13 protein-coding genes and 4 tRNA genes are annotated in these 15202 nt (G+C 60.0%); 7 read left to right on the top strand and 10 right to left on the bottom strand.

The window, feature by feature from the left end:
• Positions 1 to 19: 19 nt before the first annotated feature.
• Positions 20 to 2233, bottom strand: a complete 2214-nt coding sequence (locus tag LCH64_RS05000; protein WP_226499645.1) for a DNA internalization-related competence protein ComEC/Rec2 — start codon at positions 2231 to 2233, stop codon at positions 20 to 22.
• A gap of 136 nt (positions 2234 to 2369) precedes the next feature.
• Between LCH64_RS05000 and LCH64_RS04995 the strand changes: the two genes are divergently transcribed.
• On the top strand, positions 2370 to 2888 hold the full coding sequence (locus LCH64_RS04995; protein ID WP_226499644.1) for a DUF2062 domain-containing protein: 519 nt from the start codon (positions 2370 to 2372) through the stop codon (positions 2886 to 2888).
• A gap of 140 nt (positions 2889 to 3028) precedes the next feature.
• Here LCH64_RS04995 and LCH64_RS04990 read toward each other — a convergent pair whose 3' ends face one another.
• From LCH64_RS04990 to LCH64_RS04975, 4 genes are all read right to left on the bottom strand, one after another.
• The gene (locus LCH64_RS04990; protein ID WP_003227090.1) at positions 3029 to 3808 is read right to left on the bottom strand and encodes an ABC transporter permease; all 780 of its coding nucleotides are present in this window, start codon (positions 3806 to 3808) and stop codon (positions 3029 to 3031) included.
• Positions 3805 to 4737, bottom strand: a complete 933-nt coding sequence (locus LCH64_RS04985; RefSeq protein WP_226499643.1) for an ABC transporter ATP-binding protein — start codon at positions 4735 to 4737, stop codon at positions 3805 to 3807. Before LCH64_RS04985 ends, LCH64_RS04990 begins: the two co-directional genes overlap by 4 nt.
• A 133-nt stretch (positions 4738 to 4870) precedes the next feature.
• Positions 4871 to 5494, bottom strand: coding sequence for a glutathione S-transferase (locus LCH64_RS04980; RefSeq protein ID WP_226499642.1), 624 nt, complete (start codon positions 5492 to 5494; stop codon positions 4871 to 4873).
• 43 nt (positions 5495 to 5537) lie between these two features.
• Positions 5538 to 6197 carry a transglutaminase family protein gene (locus LCH64_RS04975; RefSeq protein ID WP_226499641.1) on the bottom strand — a complete coding sequence of 220 codons (660 nt, stop codon included), beginning with the start codon at positions 6195 to 6197 and terminating at the stop codon, positions 5538 to 5540.
• A gap of 248 nt (positions 6198 to 6445) precedes the next feature.
• Between LCH64_RS04975 and LCH64_RS04970 the strand changes: the two genes are divergently transcribed.
• Complete coding sequence (locus LCH64_RS04970) at positions 6446 to 8893, top strand: acyl-CoA dehydrogenase (protein ID WP_226499640.1); 2448 nt, start codon at positions 6446 to 6448, stop codon at positions 8891 to 8893.
• Positions 8894 to 8982: 89 nt separating this feature from the next.
• Positions 8983 to 9390 (top strand): PA2817 family protein, encoded by a 408-nt coding sequence (locus tag LCH64_RS04965; protein ID WP_003227100.1) that lies wholly within the window; start codon positions 8983 to 8985, stop codon positions 9388 to 9390.
• A 106-nt stretch (positions 9391 to 9496) separates the two neighbouring features.
• Here LCH64_RS04965 and LCH64_RS04960 read toward each other — a convergent pair whose 3' ends face one another.
• Positions 9497 to 10495 carry a LysR family transcriptional regulator gene (locus LCH64_RS04960; protein ID WP_045122588.1) on the bottom strand — a complete coding sequence of 333 codons (999 nt, stop codon included), beginning with the start codon at positions 10493 to 10495 and terminating at the stop codon, positions 9497 to 9499.
• A 90-nt stretch (positions 10496 to 10585) separates the two neighbouring features.
• Between LCH64_RS04960 and LCH64_RS04955 the strand changes: the two genes are divergently transcribed.
• The 4 genes from LCH64_RS04955 (at position 10586) to LCH64_RS04940 (ending at position 14653) form a co-directional block, all read left to right on the top strand.
• Complete coding sequence (locus LCH64_RS04955) at positions 10586 to 11212, top strand: alanyl-tRNA editing protein (protein WP_226499639.1); 627 nt, start codon at positions 10586 to 10588, stop codon at positions 11210 to 11212.
• 90 nt (positions 11213 to 11302) lie between these two features.
• Positions 11303 to 12073, top strand: coding sequence for a 2OG-Fe(II) oxygenase (locus LCH64_RS04950; protein ID WP_003227104.1), 771 nt, complete (start codon positions 11303 to 11305; stop codon positions 12071 to 12073).
• Between the two features lies 1 nt (position 12074).
• On the top strand, positions 12075 to 12713 hold the full coding sequence (locus tag LCH64_RS04945; protein WP_103484752.1) for a LysE family translocator: 639 nt from the start codon (positions 12075 to 12077) through the stop codon (positions 12711 to 12713).
• 200 nt (positions 12714 to 12913) lie between these two features.
• Positions 12914 to 14653: a dipeptidase gene (locus LCH64_RS04940; RefSeq protein WP_226499638.1), complete on the top strand. Its 1740-nt coding sequence runs from the start codon at positions 12914 to 12916 to the stop codon at positions 14651 to 14653.
• Positions 14654 to 14784: 131 nt separating this feature from the next.
• Here LCH64_RS04940 and LCH64_RS04935 read toward each other — a convergent pair.
• The 4 genes from LCH64_RS04935 to LCH64_RS04920 form a co-directional block, all read right to left on the bottom strand.
• Positions 14785 to 14860: transfer RNA gene (locus tag LCH64_RS04935), tRNA-Gly, on the bottom strand.
• A gap of 2 nt (positions 14861 to 14862) precedes the next feature.
• Positions 14863 to 14938: transfer RNA gene (locus LCH64_RS04930), tRNA-Glu, on the bottom strand.
• Between the two features lie 55 nt (positions 14939 to 14993).
• Positions 14994 to 15069 (bottom strand) — tRNA-Gly (locus tag LCH64_RS04925).
• Between the two features lie 2 nt (positions 15070 to 15071).
• Positions 15072 to 15147: transfer RNA gene (locus LCH64_RS04920), tRNA-Glu, on the bottom strand.
• Positions 15148 to 15202: the final 55 nt, after the last annotated feature.

Genomic DNA, 15202 nt, shown 5'->3' with positions numbered 1-15202 from the left:
TCCCGCGATCAATGGTGTTTCAACGCCAGAAACGCCGTTGTTGACGCATCAGCCACGGCGCCTGAAAGCTGCCCAGGCGCAGCTGAATGGCGCCGTGCTGCGCGCTGTCGTAGATGCGCAGCCCTTGCTGACGATAACGCGCGAGCACCAGCGGGTGCGGATGACCGAACGAATTGCCCTGGCCCCGGGAGATCAGCACCGAATGCGGCTTCAATGCCCGAAGCAGCGCCATCGAGGAGGAACTGCGACTGCCATGGTGCGGCGCCTGCAGCCAGTGCGTCGGCACGGCCAGCGGACTGGCGAGCAGAACCCGTTCGGCGGCGATGTCGATATCGCCGGTCAGCAGCAGACGCTCGCCGTTGGCCTCGATCTGCAACACGCAGGAGCGCTGATTGCTGTCATTGGCGGCCGACCATTGCCACAGCTGAAAACGGACCCCGTCCCACTGCCACTGCCGCCCGGTTTCACAGGCCTCGGCCCGCAGTATGGCGGGCAGGCCCGGCGGATCGCCGCTGATCACCCGAGTCACTTTCAAGCCCCGCGATACCGCCAGCGCACCACCGGCATGGTCGGCGTCGGCATGACTGAGCAGCATCAGATCGATGCGCTCGACCCCCAGTTTGTGCAGCGTCGGCAGCACCACTCGCTCGCCCAGATCGAAATCGCCGAAGCGTGGACCGGCGTCGTAGAGCAACGTGTGATGACGCGTACGGATCAGGATCGCCAGGCCCTGACCGACATCGAGCTGCCAGATATCGGCCAGCCCCTCGGCCACCCGCTCGCGAGGCGGCGCCACCAGAATCAGCAGCAACGGCCAGCCCAGCGGTCGCAATGGCACTCCGCGCGGCAACAGCAGCAAAAAGGCGCCGAAACTGCCAATCAACAAAGCCCACCACGGCAGCGACGGCGAGATCCACGCCGGCCAGGCCCCGGCAATCATCGACAAGCCGCGAAACAGCCAGTCGATCAAGCCACCCGCCAGCCACAACAACCCTGCACCGACATAAGGCACCGGCAACAACAGCGTGCCGAGCAGCGCCGGTGGCAGCACCAACAGGCTGACCCACGGCACCGCCAGCAGATTCGCCAGTGGTCCGCTGAGGCTGATCGGCAGATTCAGCGCCAGCAGCACCGGGCACAGACCCAGCGCGATCAGCCATTGCGCCCGCGTCCAGGTCTGCCACCATTTCCACGCACCGAGTCGGCCACCGAAGGTGAAAATCAAAATCCCCACAGCGGCGAACGACAACCATAGACCGGGACGCAAACTGGCCAACGGGTCGAGCAACAGCACCGCATTCAACGCCAGTAACAGCGGCCACCACGCACCGAGATGGCGAAATCGCAGACGCCACAGCAGTATCAGCCCGACCATCACACAGGCCCGTTGCACCGGCACATCAAACCCGGCAAGCACGCCGTAGCCGAGCGCCGCGGCAAACGCCAGCCCACAGGCCCATGGCAGCCAAGGCCTGCGCAGCGGCCAACATCCGTAGCGCGCCAGCCCGGCGACCAGCAGATACATCACCGCCGCCAACATCCCGATGTGTTGGCCGGAAATCACCAGCAGATGCACGGTGCCAGTGTCCTGCAGGATCTGCCAGTCCTCGCGACTGAGCCCGGAGCCATCACCCAGCACCAGCGCCGCCAATGCACCAGCCCGCCCTTGTGCATCGACTGCCAGCAAACGCTGGCGAATGCCGTCGCGCCACGCCCAGTTTGCCTCGGCAAGGCGCTGACCATCCTTGATCGTACCTGTCGCGCCGATGCGTTGCGCCAGCAGCCAGGCTTCGTAATCGAAGGCATCGGGATTAAGCAAACCGCCGGGGCGCTTGAGTTTCACTGCCAGACGCCAGCGCTCGCCACTTTTGACCGCTGGCCCGGCGTACCACGCCAGACGCATCAACGACGGCAGTTTGTCGTGGCGCGAGCGGGCATCGGCCAACTCGAAACGCACCACGCCCTCGCTGGTTTGCGGCAAGCCGACCACCCGCCCCTCGACCCAGCGGGTTTCACCGTCAAGTTGCGCCGGTAATCGCTCATCCAGCGCCCACTGCGCACTGACGCAAGCCCAAGTAAAACCGAACAGCAGAAACGCCAAGGGATAGCTGCGAAACGGCAGCAACATCAGCCCCACCATGGGCAACAACATCATCAACCCGACCGGCGGTAAAACCGGCAAAAAACCTGCAACCAGCAAACCGGCTGCCAGCGCCATCATCCCTGTGCGCATAAGCCTGTCCTTGAGAGTCCCCTCACTATGCTTAGCTGGCGTGGAGCACAAGCGTCGTCAACAATTGTCACAAAGTCTGAATGGGCGCTTCGTAGAATCCAGACATACTTGCCGCCTTAACCGACCGAGAAGCCTTATGCCCCGGCGCTTATTCAAACGTTACATGCCCGACCCGACGAGCATCAGGGAACACAAATCCTTACGCTTTCTCGGAAAGTTGCTGCATGACCCGAACCTCTGGCACCTCAATCGTCACTCGGTGGCCCGGGCGATGGCCGTCGGCCTGTTCGCCGCGTTCCTGCCGATTCCGGCGCAGATGCTGGTAGCCGCCGCACTGGCAATCACCGTGCGCGGCAATATGCCGATTGCCGTCAGCCTCGTGTGGCTGACCAACCCGATCACCATGCCGGCGGTATTTTTCTGCACTTATCAGGCCGGGGCCTGGTTGATGAATGTGCCTGCCCGTACCCTGCCCGATTCGTTGACCTGGGAATGGGTCAGCGGAGAGCTCTCGACCATGTGGCAGCCGTTTTTGCTGGGGTCGGTGGTATGCGGACTGCTACTCGGCATCCTCGCCTACTTCACGGTGATGCTCTATTGGCGCTGGTGGGTGGCGCGGCAATGGGCGCGGCGCAAGAAAAACCGCATGCACTGAATGCAAAACGGCCTCCGCAGTGGAGGCCGTTTTTTTGTAGCGCCTGAATAGGCCCCATCGCGAGCAGGCTCACTCCTACAATGGAACGCGCCCTTCTGTAGGAGTGAGCCTGCTCGCGATGGCAGCGACGCGGTTTCGGATCAGGTCCGCATCCCGCGTCCACTCACCAGCAACCGCGCACAACCGAGATACAACACCACCGTCGCCACCAGCATGAAGGTGATCGCGATGCCGATACGGATATCAGACACGCCAAGAATGCCGTAACGGAACGCGTTGACCATGTGCAGCACCGGGTTGGCCAGCGACACGGTCTGCCAGAACGGCGGTAGCAAGGTGATCGAGTAGAACACGCCACCGAGGTAGGTCAGCGGGGTCAGCACAAACGTCGGGATGATCGAAATGTCATCGAAGTTGCGCGCAAACACCGCGTTGATGAAGCCCAGCAGCGAGAAGATCGTCGCGGTCAGGATCACCACCAGCAAAGTCACGCCGAGGTGATGCACCTGCAGATGGGTGAAGAACAGCGACAGGATCGTCACGATGACCCCGACCATCAAGCCACGCAGCACGCCGCCAACGGTGTAGCCGATCAGGATGGTGTGCGGCGACACCGGCGAGACCATCAGTTCCTCGATGGATCGCTGGAACTTGCTGCCGAAGAAGCTCGACACCACGTTGCCGTAGGAGTTGGTGATCACCGACATCATGATCAACCCCGGCACGATGTACTCCATGTAGGTGAAGCCACCCATGTCGCCGATCTGCCGACCAATCAGGTTACCGAAGATCACAAAATACAAAACCATGGTAATCGCCGGCGGCAGCAGCGTCTGCGGCCAGATCCGGGTAAAGCGGCGGACTTCCCGATACACGATGGTATTGAGGGCGACGAGGTTGGGACGGAACTCGGAACTCATACCGCCACCTTCGACAGATTCTTCTCTACCAGAGACACGAACAGCTCCTCGAGGCGATTGGTTTTGTTACGCAGGCTCAGCACTTCGATGTTCTGCTGCGCCAACTGGGTGAACAGCGCGGTGATACCCATGGATTTGTCGACCTGAACTTCCAGGGTATGGCCATCGAGCAACCGGGCGGGATAGCCGAGCAATTGCGGCGCGGTGTTCAAGTCGTTTTTCAGATCCAGCAGGAAGGTTTCGACGTGCAACTGGCCCAGCAGCTGTTTCATGCTGGTGTTCTCGACAATGGTGCCGTGGTCGATGATGCCGATGTTGCGGCACAGCTGCTCAGCCTCTTCCAGATAGTGCGTGGTGAGGATGATGGTGATGCCTTTCTGGTTCAGCTCGGTGAGGAACGTCCACATCGAGCGACGCAGTTCGATGTCGACGCCAGCGGTCGGCTCATCGAGGATCAGCAGGCGCGGCTCATGCACCAGGGCGCGGGCGATCATCAGTCGGCGCTTCATGCCACCGGACAGCGAGCGCGAGGGCACATCGCGCTTGTCCCACAGGCCGAGCTGGGTCAGGTACTGTTCGGCGCGTTCCTTGGCGATTTTCGCCGGAATGCCGTAGTAACCGGCCTGGGTCACGACGATGTCGAAAGTCTTTTCGAACTGGTTGAAGTTGAATTCCTGGGGCACCACGCCGATCGAGCGCTTGAGCGCGGCGGGGTTCTTGTCCAGGTCGTGACCGAAGATGTTCACCGTGCCGCTGGTCTTGTTGACCAGGGTCGAGAGAATGCCGATGGTCGTGGATTTGCCAGCGCCGTTGGGGCCGAGCAAGGCGAAAAAGTCACCTTCGGCGACGTCCAGATCGATACCACTCAAGGCCTGGAACCCGTTGCCGTAGGTTTTGGTTAGCTGCCGGATGGACAGAGCGGAACTCATATCGGATTTACGCACCAAGAAGGGAAGAAGAGGAAAGATTGGGCCGGGCGGCGGACAAAACAACCACGGCGCGTGAACGCAATGGTGCTTGCCGCCGCCACACAAGTACAGTCAAGTGTGTCGATAGTTATTATCAAGTCAACGCGGTCATGACCGCTTTCTGATACGCCGGACGCTGCTTCAACCGTGCATACCAGGCTTCCAGATGCGGCTGCGAGGCACGCTCGATGGGCATCTCGAACCAGGCATAAATGAAACTGCCCAGTGGAATATCGCCCATGCCGATGTCGCTGCCGGACAGATACGGCTGGCGGGCGAGGGCCTGATCGGCCATGGACAGCAGCGCTGTGCACTCCTTGATCGCCGCGTTGATCGCCGGCCAGTCCTGCTTGTCTGCCGGTGTGCGCAACACGCCCCAGAACACCGTGCGAAACGGCCCGGCAAAACTGGAGGTGGTCCAGTCCATCCACTTGTCCGCGATGGCCCGGCCCTGCGGGTCTGCCGAGTACCACGCACTGTCTGGCGCATGTTTGGCCAGCAGATAACGCACGATGGCGTTGGATTCCCACAGCACGAAGCCGTCGTCCTCGATCACCGGTACCCGACCGTTCGGGTTCATCGCCCGATACTCAGGTGTATCAACCACACCGAAGGCACCACCCGCGTCAATCGCATCGTAGGCCAGGCCCAGCTCCTCGGCGGCCCACAGTGGTTTCCTGACATTCGATGAGTTTTTCCGTCCCCAGATCTTCAGCATGACCGCCTCTTTTCCAATGCGTGGGCAAGCAGCATACGCCGGATCAGGCACGGCTCAAATCACTCTGCAGATCGCCCAGCACCGTCGCCTGGTGTTCGCCGAACAGATGCGGGTAGCACTTTTCCAGGTGTTCGAAAAAGAATCGCTCCGGCACATCGGCGAACTGGCCGTGATCGACCAGATATTCCATCAGCAGCGCGCCGTCACGGTTGTACGGGTGGAAAACGCTGTCGTTGATCCCGTCGAATTCCAGCGTCGCAACGTTGAACAATTCGCAGAGCTTCTGGTTGAAGGCCGGTGTGGCCTTGACCCAGCGCTCGTTGAGAAACAATTCGGTGTAGCCGTGCATGGCGAACACATCGCTGCGCAACAGCTCCAGCAAACGCGGGGTCGACAGGTGATTCCTGACGTCGGCCAGACCAATGCGCGCGGGAATGCCGCAATGCCGCGCACACCCGGCGAGAAATGTGGCCTTGGGCACGCAATAACTTTCCCCGGCCGCCAGCGCGTAACTGCCACACAAGGTCTGCGGGTCGAGGCTGAAGGTATACGGGTTGTAGCGCACCGCTTCACGCACGGCGTAATAGAGACTGATCGCCTGCGCGAGCGGGTCGCGGCTGGCACCCCGGTGCTGTTCGGCGAACTCCACAACCGCCGGGTGGTCACTATCGATGAAGCGGCCGGGACTCAGATACTCGCGCATGACGATGTTCTCCTGGGTGAGTCCCGAGTCTAGCGACAGCTCAAGCACAGAGATAACGACGTTTCGGCCAAACATGGACGCAAAGACGCGGGAACGGCGAACGATTTCCCACGGATGTTGCCCACCGAACCTACGAAAACCATCCGGGGTTTCCCACAAGTTCAATCACCATGTTCTGACCAACCCGTTTTACAGATGCCGTCTAAGCTCTGGAGGGTCGGTTTGCCCTGGTTCACGGAGGATTACATATGCTGTTGTTGTGGATACTGGTTCTGATCGTCGGTGTGGCGTACCTCGCCCACCGTCGCATCGCCCCCCTGCCCGCGTTGGGTATCGTCGCCATTTACCTGCTGGCGATGGGCATTTTCAGCCATGCTCCGGGCTGGTTGCTGTTGGTGTTCTGGGTCGTGCTCGCAGCGGTTGCCGCGCCTTTGCTGCTGCCCGACCTGCGCCGCAAACACTTCACCGCGCCGCTGTTCAACTGGTTCCAGAAAACCCTGCCGCCGATGTCGCAGACCGAGCGCGACGCGATCGATGCCGGTACCGTCTGGTGGGACGGTGAACTGTTCAGCGGGCGTCCGGACTGGGACAAACTGTTGTCCTATCCAAAAGCGCAACTGAGCGAAGAGGAACAAGCCTTCATCGACGGCCCGACCGAAGAACTCTGCGCAATGGTCACTGACTGGCAGATCGGCCAGTCGATGGATCTGCCACCCGAAGCCTGGAGCCATATCAAAGAGCACGGCTTCTTCGCCCTGATCATTCCCAAGGAGTTCGGCGGCAAGGGCTTTTCCGCCTACGCCCACTCGCAAGTGGCAATGAAACTCGCGACCCGCAGCGGCGACCTCGCCTCCACGGTGATGGTGCCCAACTCCCTCGGCCCGGCCGAACTGCTGCTGCATTACGGCACCGACGAGCAACGCAATCACTACCTGCCGCGGCTGGCCCGTGGCGACGACATTCCGTGCTTCGCCCTCACCGGCCCGCTGGCCGGCTCCGATGCCGGCGCCATGCCGGACACCGGGATCATCTGCAAAGGTGAATGGGAAGGCCAGGAAGTCATCGGCCTGCGCCTGAACTGGGAAAAACGCTACATCACCCTCGGCCCGGTCGCGACCCTGCTGGGCCTGGCCTTCAAGGCCTACGACCCGGAGCATCTGCTGGGCGACAAGGAAGACCTCGGTATCAGCCTGGCGCTGATCCCTACCGATACCGCCGGCGTGCAAATCGGTCGTCGTCACCTGCCACTGGGTGCCGCTTTCATGAACGGCCCGAACTCGGGCAAAGACGTGTTCATTCCGCTGGACTTCCTCATCGGCGGCCAGGAAATGCTCGGCAAGGGCTGGATGATGCTGATGAACTGCCTGTCCGTCGGGCGTTCGATTTCGCTGCCTGCAGTTGGCACTGGCGCGGCCAAGTTCACCAGCCTGGTGACCGGTCAGTACGCGCAGATTCGTGAACAGTTCAACGTCCCGCTGTCGGCCTTCGAAGGCATTCAGGAAGCGATGGCGCGCATCGGCGGCAATGCCTGGATGATGGACGCGGCGCGCATGCTAACTGCCAACGCGGTGGATCTGGGGGAGAAACCGTCGGTGCTGTCGGCGATCCTCAAGTACCACCTGACCGAACGCGGCCGCGAGTGCATCAGCCACGCCATGGATGTGCACGGCGGCAAGGCGATCATCATGGGGCCGAACAACTACCTCGGCCGTAGCTGGAACGGCGCGCCGATCTTCATCACCGTGGAAGGCGCGAACATCCTCTCGCGCAACTTGATGATCTTCGGTCAGGGCGCGATCCGCTGCCATCCGTTCGTCCTCAAGGAAATGGCCCTCGCCGGCCGTGAAGACAAAGACCAGGCACTGAAAGAGTTCGATGGCCTGCTGCTCAAGCACATCGGTTTTGCGGTGGGTAACGCGGCCAGCACCCTGGTGCTGAACCTGGGCTTCGGCCACTTCGAACATGCGCCTGGGGACAGGATCAGCCAAGGTTATTTCCGCGCACTCAACCGTCAGGCCGCAGCATTTGCCATGCTCGCCGACTTCAGCATGATGTTGCTGGGCGGCGAACTGAAACGTCGCGAACGCCTGTCCGCGCGTCTGGGCGATGTATTGAGCAACCTGTATCTGGCCTCCGCCGCGCTCAAGCGTTATCACGACCTGGATTCGCCGGCGCATATGGAGCCGTTGTTCCGTTGGGCCATGGAAGAAAGCCTCGGTCAGTCGGAACGAGCGCTGGATGAACTGCTGAGCAACTTCCCGAACAAAGTGTTCGGATATCTGTTGCGAGTAATCGTGTTCCCGTTCGGTCGTCGCCACAAAGGCCCTTCGGACAAACTGGGTGCCGAAGTGGCAGCTGTGATCGGTCGCGCCAAAGGCGATCCGACCCTCGAAGAATTGCTCGCCGGCTGCTATCGCCCACAGTCTGCCGACGACGCTGTCGGTGCTCTGCAACACGCCAGCGATCTGCTGACTGCCGCGCAACCGCTGCATAAGAAACTGCACACGGCGCTGAAAAGCGGTCAGGTCAAACCGGTGGCTGGCGAACACGCCATCGACGCTGCGCTGGAGGCCGGGGTGTTGCAAGCGGCGGAAGCACAGACCCTGCGCGATGCCGAAGCGGCACGGCGCAAGGTGATCGACGTCGATGATTTCGACAAGGAAGAGCTGAAGCAGGCTGAGGGTAAAGTCCGCTAATGCTGACGACCGTGTAGCTGTTTATTTATGAAAAACGGGCGCGAGAGCTTTATACTCCCGCGCCCGTTTTGCTCTTGAGGACTTATCTCGTGTCCAACGTCGTTGCCGATCATCTGGTTTTGCTCGACCATCTGCGCAGTATCCTGGTCGCCGTAGGTGAGGCCGAACAGGTTCCCGAAGAAAGCCATGCCTTGTTCCTGGAGCGCTTCGACGAACTGCTGGCGTCCCTGCCGATCGACCCGATCGAAAGCCAGTACCTGGGCCAGGACATCCTGACCCAAGTGATTACCCGTTATCCGCAAATTGCCCACCTGATTCCGCGGGATCTGCTGTGGTTCTTCGCCGGCGACTGCCTGCACTACCTGTCCGATGAAGAAATCGATCTGTATCAGGCACTGGAAGAACGTCGCTACGAAGCCGAACAGAACGACGAACCGTTCGACTGGAATCAGGAAAAGCAGCTGATGGCGATGTCTGCTCAGGACAGCAAGCACTGATTTAATGGTTTGAAGATCAAAAGATCGCAGCCTGCGGCAGCTCCTACACAGATCTCGTGTACGCACGTTCAATGTAGGAACTGCCGCAGGCTGCGATCTTTTGCTTTTAAAGCAGCCCCTCGCTCTCCGGTAATTCATACGCCATCGCCAGATTATTCGGCGCCCCCGCCTTCCCCGGCTTGCTCAACGTCGGCTCCTTCTCCAGGCACTCCACCAGATAATCGATGAATACCCGCAGCTTCGGCGGCAGGTAACGCGTCGGCGAATGCAGCAACCACAGCCCACCGTGATACGAAGCCAGGAACGTCCATTCCGGCAGCACCTGCACAATCAACTTCTGCTCCAAGGCATAGCGCGCGGTGAAGTACGGCAGGCTGCCGATACCGATGTGCTGCAACACTGCTCCCAGCCGCACGCCGGTATGGTTGGCGGCATAGCGGCCACGCACGCCGACGGTCACCGCTTTACTGCCCTTCTTGAATTTCCAGCGTGCATCGCTCGGGGTTTCCCCCAGATAGATGCAACTGTGATCAAGCAGGTCATGCGGGTGGGTCGGGGTGCCGTGTTCGGCCAGGTATTGCGGAGTGGCGCAGAGCAAATGGTCGATGGTCAGCAACTGCCGCCCGACCAGCCCGGCCGGTGGTCGATCAGTGATGCGAATCGCCAGATCGACATGATCGTCAATCAAATCAACCTGCCGGTCTTCCAACAGCAACTCGACATCCACCTTGGGATAACGCCGCAGAAACTCGGGCATGTGCGGATGAATCACGAAACGCCCGACCGCTTTCGGCACACTGACCCGCACCAGCCCTTCCGCCTCGTGGGTGAACTGCCCGCTGATCTCCATCACCGATTTGGCGGCGCTGACCATTTCCTGACAGCGCTTGAACACTTCCTCGCCACCGTCACTCAAGCGCAATTTGCGGGTGGTGCGCTGCAACAAACGCGTGGCCAAGGCCTTCTCCAGCCGAGAAATGCTGCGACTGATCGCCGACGGCGACGAACCGAGTTGGCGGGCAGCCTCGGAGAAACTGCCGGTCTCTACGACCTTGACGAAAATCGCCATTTCACCGAGCAGTGGCAGCGGTAGATTGATGCTCACAGCGCACAAGTCCTTTGATGTTTGAACGGATTATCACGTTATTGCACGATTCATATAATAAAAATAGAAACTTTAATAAGGGCATGGAATATGACGCTTCGCCTCTTTTTCCATAGTGATGACCTCAAGGCTAATGTGGAAGTCCTCGACTGCACGCCCCACGAGAACGAATTCGCCGTGGTGCTGCGCGCCACCCTGTTTCACCCGCAAGGCGGTGGTCAGCCTTGTGATACCGGCATGATCGGCGAAAGCCAGGTGCTGCGCGTGGTGCAGGAGCCCGACCGGATCGTGCATTACGTCGATCGTCCGGTGAAACTGGGCATGACCTGTATTCACGTCGATGAACAACGTCGCCGCTACAACACTCGCATGCATTCTGCCGGGCATTTGATCGGGCATTTCGTCCAGGCCATGGGCTGGACACCGATCAAGGCGCACCACTGGCCAGACGAAGGCCGGGTGCAGTTCAAGCCGGGCGATGCCGCTCAGGAAGTCGACGCGTCAACCGTTCAATACGGTATCCGACAGTGGATCGAACACGATCTGCCGCGCCTGACCTCGCTACGTGAAGGCGCGCGGGAAATCGGTTTTGGCGAACTGCCGGCCTACGGTTGCGGTGGCACCCATGTACGCAGCCTGAAGGATTTGGGCACAGTCACGATCGCCTCCCTTTCGCAGAAGAAAGGCACGTTATCCGTCCACTACAGCGTGGATTAAGCATCTCGGGCGTTGCTCCACGCAGCGTCCGACGCCGGGGGAACCGCACTCGCCGGTTCCGTTGACTATCGATAGATGGACCTAAAAACAATGATGCTAGACGTCGAGCGTCTCGATGAGACGTGCATAAAAAAACTGGCCAACGAAGAAGTCCTCGCCATCCGCGTCAAAGGCTTTTTGCCCGAGCCGCTGGCGATCCAGATTGGCGACAAGATTCTGGCTCCGGGCTTCGAGGGCTACATCAACGCGCCGAGCATCGGCCGGATCGGTATGGCGTTTTACGAGGCGGAAAACCAGCCGTTGCTGATCGAGGACTACTTCGAACGCGCCGCCAGTAACATCGCCGAACTGCGCGAGCGTTGTGCGCCCTACTCCTCGCCGGTCGACACCCTGCGCTGCATGCTCGATGAGTCATGGCCGGCCGGTGCCCATCTGGAAAACCTCTACGGCCGCAAGATGTACGTCGGCCTGTCACGGGTGGTCAAACCCGGCGTGTGCTTTCTTGCCCATCACGACATTTTCGCCAAAGACGCCCCGGACAGCTTTCAGGCCCGCAGCCTGGAGGCGCAGTTCGCCTGCAACGTCTACCTGAACATGCCGACCGAAGGCGGCGCGCTGCAGATGTGGGACGACGACATCACCCCGGATCAGTTCGACGAGATGCGCGGTGACAGTTACGGCATCGACCCGTCGCTACTCGGCCCACCGACCCTTGAAGTGCGGCCGCAACCGGGAGATTTCATCATGTTCAATTCGCGCTGCATGCACTCGGTCACCCCGGGCGTGGCGGATCCGCGACTGAGCCTTTCGTTCTTTGTCGGCTATCGCGGCAATGCTTCACCCCTGACCTTCTGGAGCTGAGATGTTATCGAACTACCTGGGCGAGTTTCTGGCGCTGGCCACCATTCACTTTCTGGCCGTGGTCGCTCCCGGCCCGGACTTCGCTGTCACTATCCGCCAGAGCGTACGCTTCGGCCGACTGGTGGGGATCTGCACCGCACTGGGGATCGGCGCCGGCATTTCCGTGCACGTTCTCTACACGTTGCTCGGCGTTGGCGCTCTGATGCACACCACACCGTGGTTGCTGACGGTGGCCAAGGTGATCGGTGGCGCGTACATCTTTTACCTCGGCATCAGCCTGATTCGCAGTAAACCGAAAACCACGCTTGAGGGCGAGAAAAGCACGGACGAACCACTGGTTGCGCAATCGCTGTTCAAGGCGTTCAGCACCGGTTTTCTGACCAATGCCACCAATCCCAAGGCCACGCTGTTTTTCCTGGCGATCTTCACCACGATCATCAGCGCCAGTACCCCGCTGGAAGTCCAGGCGCTTTACGGAGTGTGGATGTGCTTCGTGAATGCGCTGTGGTTTGTGATCGTCGCGCTGTTTTTTTCCAGCAGCCGGGTGCGAACCCTGTTCATGCGCATGGGCCATTGGTTCGAACGCAGCATGGGCGTGATCCTGATTCTGTTCGCCGGCAGGCTGGTGCTGTCGATGTAAAAGCCGCGTTCAAAGCAAAGGTCCGATCGGTTGAACGCCGATCGGGCCTTTTTCGTTTGTGCGCCGCTTTTGCATTTCTGTGCGACGGATCCCACTTCAGGGGCTCCCCTTCAACACCTTCGCGGTGTTAGTTTGGAAAAGATTTGTTTCATCTTTCAAACACTTCCTACTCAACTGCCTGCAAAGGAATGCCCATCGCAATGCATTTTCCCCTCAAGCGTCTGGCTGCTGCCAGCCTGGTTCTGGCCAGCCTCTCGTCGTTCACCCTGCCTGCTCAGGCCAACATCACCCCCGAGCAAAGCGCTGCGATCGTCAAGACCTTCAGCGATACGACGGTCAGCGATTTTCGTCAGTTTCTCGGTGCCGTAGCCAAGAGTGATCTGAGCAAGACCGACAACCTCGCCCCGGCGATCAATGGCTTTCTCGACAACAAGACCCTGACCGCCGAACAGCAGAACGAGATCTATCGCCTGCTGGGCATCTACACCCGCGTGAAGTACGGCAAAGCCGCCCTCGAAACCCTGCGCGAACTGGTGGAAATCCCGACCTTCCAGAAAGAGGGCGTGGCCCAGCACGACAATCCGGAGTTCATCAAGATCGCCGAAAAGATCAAGAACCTGGCCGAATCGTTCAACCTGAAGTTCCGCAACGTCGACAACCGCGTCTATGAAATCTCCCTCGACGGTAGCGGCGACGAAGTTGTGGGCATTCACGCGCATGCCGACGTGGTGCCGGTCACCCCGGAAAACTGGGTACTGAAAGACGGCACCAAACTCGATCCGTTCAAAGTCACACTGATCGGCGACCGCATGTATGGCCGCGGCACCGAGGACGACAAGAACGGCATCGTCGTCGCGATGTACGCGATGAAAGTGATCAAGGAAGAAAAGCTGCCGCTGGCACGCAACTTCAAACTGCTGGTGGACACCACCGAAGAAACCTCCGGCGACGCGATCCCGTATTACTTCGAACACAACCCGACGCCGAACTACAACATGGCGCTGGACGGCGGCTATCCGGTGGTCATCGCAGAGAAAGGCTACGGCACGGTCATGGCCAACTTCCCGCTGCGCAAGGCTGAAGGCAGCGGCGCAGAAATCATCTCGATGACTGGCGGCCTGGCAACCAACCAGATTCCATCGGTTTCGGTTGCGACCCTCGTCACCGACAAGCCTGAGCAACTGGCGGCGAGCCTGCAAAAGGCCGGCAACGAGTACGCGAAAAAACACGGCGGCAACTTCGAAGTCGCGGCCAAGGTTGACGGCAAAGACGTCAAACTGACGATTACCGGCGTATCCGCGCACTCCTCCGAGCCCGAGTCCGGCGTCAATCCGGTCGCGCGGATGCTCGACTTCATCAACAGCCTCGACGGCAAGGTGGCGCTCAAGCACAACCAGATCACCGACGCTGCACGCTATGCGTCCAACAATTGGGGCCTGGATTACCTGGGCAAGAAACTCGGCGTGGGTTTCTCCGATTCGTTCATGGGCCCGTTGACCACTTCCCTGACCTATGTGGGCGTGGACGACAAAGCCTTCAAACTGGCGGTCAACCTGCGCGTGCCGAAGGGTAAATCACCGGAGGTACTGAAGAAGGAAATCGCTGACAAACTCACGGCCTGGAGCAAGAAAACCCACGTCGCCGTGGACTTCACCTATTCGATCGCCGAACCGATGTACCGCAATCCGGAAGGCGAATGGGTGAAAGCGCTGCTGGCAGTTGCCACCGAAAACCTGGGCATGAAGCACGAGTTCGGCACGTCTGCCGGCGCAACCTCGGTGCATGAATTGCCGAACGGCGTGCAATTCGGCCTGGCCCGACCTGAAGTCAAATACACCGGCCATACCGATGGCGAGTTCAAGACGGTTGACCAGTTCCTGCTGGACCTGCAGATCGTCACGGAAATGATGGGGCGTGTCGGGCAGCTGCCGAAGCTCTGATAAGACACGGGGCCCGTGATTCAGCGGGCCTGACGTGAAAACAAAAAAGGACCCGAAGGTCCTTTTTGTTGCGCGACAAATACTGCGCAAACAAAAACGCCGATCATCACTGATCGGCGTTTTTGTGAAATTGGAGCGGGAAACGAGACTCGAACTCGCGACCCCGACCTTGGCAAGGTCGTGCTCTACCAACTGAGCTATTCCCGCAATGGCGTCCCCTAGGGGACTCGAACCCCTGTTACCGCCGTGAAAGGGCGGTGTCCTAGGCCACTAGACGAAGGGGACAGGCTACAACTTTCACTAATAAAAACGCCGCTCACTGAGCGGCACTTTTAGAATTTGGAGCGGGAAACGAGACTCGAACTCGCGACCCCGACCTTGGCAAGGTCGTGCTCTACCAACTGAGCTATTCCCGCAATGGCGTCCCCTAGGGGACTCGAACCCCTGTTACCGCCGTGAAAGGGCGGTGTCCTAGGCCACTAGACGAAGGGGACACGCTACCCGGAACACATGGTGTGTGTTTCGGTGTCCAGATCCGCATCCGAAGAC

Origin of the sequence: Pseudomonas sp. MWU16-30322, from assembly GCF_020515535.1 — a bacterium.
In the GTDB taxonomy this organism is placed as follows: domain Bacteria; phylum Pseudomonadota; class Gammaproteobacteria; order Pseudomonadales; family Pseudomonadaceae; genus Aquipseudomonas; species Aquipseudomonas fluorescens_H.
The sequence above is the reverse complement of the archived record's forward strand: the minus strand, read 5'-3'. Positions and strand labels throughout refer to the sequence as shown.